A 2897-nucleotide genomic window follows, 5' to 3' on the forward strand; every position below is an offset into this window, starting at 1 on the left:
TGTAAATCTTCAAACAGAATGTAATTTGCTATTTCATTACATTGTTCAATAGCGTTTCCTGCTTGAAAAGCACCGTCATAAGCATTGGCAGCCCATGAAGAACGCTGGTTAATAAATTCTTCGTCATGAGCCTTTTCGGGAAAACTGGTATTTAATAGCTCTTGTAGTCGTAACCTGAAATACGAGAGGTCTTTTTGTGGTGTATCCATACAATATTTTGTTTAAAGTCTAAAATTATAACAGTAGATAAGAGCCTTTAAAGATGCGGTAGAATTTGGCTTTGAAAAGAAGTATATGACGTATTGTTAGATCTTATAAAACAGAAAAGTGTATTTTTACGCTTAATAAAATTTAATCAAATAGTATCATGAACGAATTAATCAAGAAAATTAGTGAGGAGTTTGAAGCCTTTAAAAATGACTCAAACCTTCAGGCAGAAAACAACAACAAAGCAGCAGGTACAAGAGCCAGAAAAGCATCATTGAATCTGGAAAAGCTTTTGAAAGAATTTAGAAAAGCCTCTTTAGAAGCATCTAAATCATAATGTCAACCCTCCAAATTTGGAGGGTTTATTATTTATTTCAATTTTAGTATATTTGCCAATTTCAATATTTATTCTCGAAGATACAAGCCGAAAATTTTCTATTTCATATTTTACTCCAAGCAATTTTTCGTGGCTATATTATAAATTTTATAAATCTTAGTTAAAACTTTAACTCTTTTGTATCGAAAAAGACCAAAAGACGCACGATTCAGACTACTGATCATCATAAAATAGACCTTAGTTTTATCCTATCTGTATCTGTCAATTCATTTCATGAAATTATTAATGAAATTTATCTGAAAAAGGATACATGTTTGATAAACAATAAATCATCAAAAATGAAGGTCAGCAAATCCATAAAGAACAATTTAATAACAGTAATATGTTACCTGTATGTGTTACTGTTTGTGTATACAGCCGTGAGTAAGGCTTTGGATTTTGAAAAATTTCAGGTTCAGTTAGGTCAATCTCCCCTTTTAAGCGCTTTTGCGGATTGGGTTTCATGGGGAGTAATTTTATCTGAATTATTTGTTGCCGGTTTATTATTGTTTGATAAAACTCGGCGTATTGGTCTTTACATTTCCCTCGCGCTGATGACTATGTTTACAACCTATATAGTCATCATATTGAACTTTAGCTCTTTTGTGCCTTGTTCCTGTGGAGGGGTCTTGGAAAAGATGGGCTGGACGGAGCATCTGATTTTTAATATCTGTTTTATTATTCTTGCACTTATTGCTTTAATCTTGGAAAAGAAACAAACTGATACTCAAAAACTCAGCCTGTTAAGACCTAAATCATTTATTATATCAATACTAACTATTTTCTTCGGAGGAATTATGTTTGTAATCGGTTTATATCTTCTATCAGAGGAAGAAATACATAGAAATAATAGTTTTTTAAGAAGATACCCTCCACATCCTGTAACCATAATAAAAGGTTTAAATATCAAGTATAATTCATATTATATTGCAGGTGTAGCTGAAGATCGTATATATCTTGGAAATACAAGTGCCCCTGCACATATTTTAAGTGTTGATACTACTATCACAAACGTAAAAACCCACCAGATAGAACTTGATAATGAACAAAAAATTACTTTTTTTTCTCCACAAATAAGAATACGGTCACCTTATTTTTTCCTGATTGATGGTAATGTTCCTGTTATTTTTAAAGGAAAATTATCTGATTGGAAAGCGCAATTCTATTGGCAAGGGGACAATAACGGTACTTTTTCACAAATTGAAGCTGTTTCCTTAACCCAGTTTGTTTTTAGAGGTTTAGATAAAAACAACAACCAAAATGTCATTGGGCGTATTGATTTTGGAAATCCTCAAACTTTAAAAATATCCGATGAGTTATTACAGAAACAGATTGACGGAATCTTTGATACCGATGGCATGTTACGGTATAATTCAGAATTAAACAGTTTGGTATATGTGTATTATTATAGAAATGAATTCTTAACAGCAGATACAGAGCTCAAACTTGACTACAATGGACGTACAATTGATACTGTAAAAAACGCTGTAATCAAAATTGCATCTACAAATTCAGGTCAAGTCAGAACTCTTGCTGAGCAGCCTTTATTAGTGAACCACCAAAGTTATTCTTCGGGTAAATACTTATTTATAAAGTCGGGCAGGTTAGGCAAATATGAACCTGAAGAAATGTTAAAAGATGCTTCGATTATTGATGTATATAATCTGGAAAACAGAACCTATGAATTCAGCTTCTATCTTTATGATTATGAAGGGGAAAAAATAAAGAGTTTCCAGATTTATAGAAATCTTCTAATTGGACTTAGTGAGCACTATATAGTCCTATATCGTTTGAATACTTTAAATTTTGATTTGAAATTTTAAAAATATACGGCTGTATCTTGGGAAATCGCGAACCCCAAAAAGAGTGTAGTTTAATCCTTAAATTTAAATATTATGAAAACAAAATTTTTAAAAACAGTATTGCCAGCAATTGTTTTAATGTTGGCTGTGGCAAGTGCTTTTGCATTCAAAAACGTAGAAGGTAAAGCATTATTAGCTCCTGAAATAGGGTGGGTAAATCTCGAAGGTTCGCCTTGTGAGGTACCTGTTATGTGTGATAACAACCCTGCTCTAAATGTAATTTGTAAAACTATTGTTAATAATCAAGTCCATCAAGCTTTTGGAAAGCCATTTCCAGGGTCGATGAGCTGTATTACAGTGTTGTATAGAATGCCAATGAACTGAGTAGGAATAGCAAAAAAGAGGCTGTCTAAAAAGGCAGCCTCTTTTTTTATGTTTTTTATTTTAGAAAGCGCATTGGTTTTCTTATCTTAATGTTATGAAAAGCAACGTTATATGGAAGACCAACAGCC

Annotated in this window: 4 protein-coding genes; 3 read left to right on the top strand and 1 reads right to left on the bottom strand. The window is 32.2% G+C overall.

Features of this window, described 5'->3' with window-relative positions; genetic code table 11:
- On the bottom strand, positions 1-209 hold a 209-nt coding region (locus tag VNJ50_RS12040; RefSeq protein ID WP_325582239.1), incomplete at its 3' end, for a DUF1896 family protein.
- Between the two features lie 158 nt (positions 210-367).
- Here VNJ50_RS12040 and VNJ50_RS12045 point away from each other — a divergent pair.
- From VNJ50_RS12045 to VNJ50_RS12055, 3 genes are all read left to right on the top strand, one after another.
- Complete coding sequence (locus tag VNJ50_RS12045) at positions 368-544, top strand: histone H1 (protein ID WP_325582241.1); 177 nt, start codon at positions 368-370, stop codon at positions 542-544.
- Positions 545-882: 338 nt separating this feature from the next.
- Positions 883-2406 (top strand): MauE/DoxX family redox-associated membrane protein, encoded by a 1524-nt coding sequence (locus VNJ50_RS12050; RefSeq protein WP_325582245.1) that lies wholly within the window; start codon positions 883-885, stop codon positions 2404-2406.
- Positions 2407-2478: 72 nt separating this feature from the next.
- Positions 2479-2769 carry a DUF6520 family protein gene (locus tag VNJ50_RS12055; RefSeq protein ID WP_325582243.1) on the top strand — a complete coding sequence of 97 codons (291 nt, stop codon included), beginning with the start codon at positions 2479-2481 and terminating at the stop codon, positions 2767-2769.
- Positions 2770-2897: the final 128 nt, after the last annotated feature.

Source organism: Gelidibacter sp. (assembly GCF_035577925.1).
In the GTDB taxonomy this organism is placed as follows: domain Bacteria; phylum Bacteroidota; class Bacteroidia; order Flavobacteriales; family Flavobacteriaceae; genus Gelidibacter.

Coding starts and splice junctions, on each gene's coding strand:
- VNJ50_RS12050 (WP_325582245.1), top strand. CDS start 883: ATGAAGGTCAGCAAATCCATAAAGAACAATTTAATAACAGTAATATGT.
- VNJ50_RS12055 (WP_325582243.1), top strand. CDS start 2,479: ATGAAAACAAAATTTTTAAAAACAGTATTGCCAGCAATTGTTTTAATG.
- VNJ50_RS12045 (WP_325582241.1), top strand. CDS start 368: ATGAACGAATTAATCAAGAAAATTAGTGAGGAGTTTGAAGCCTTTAAA.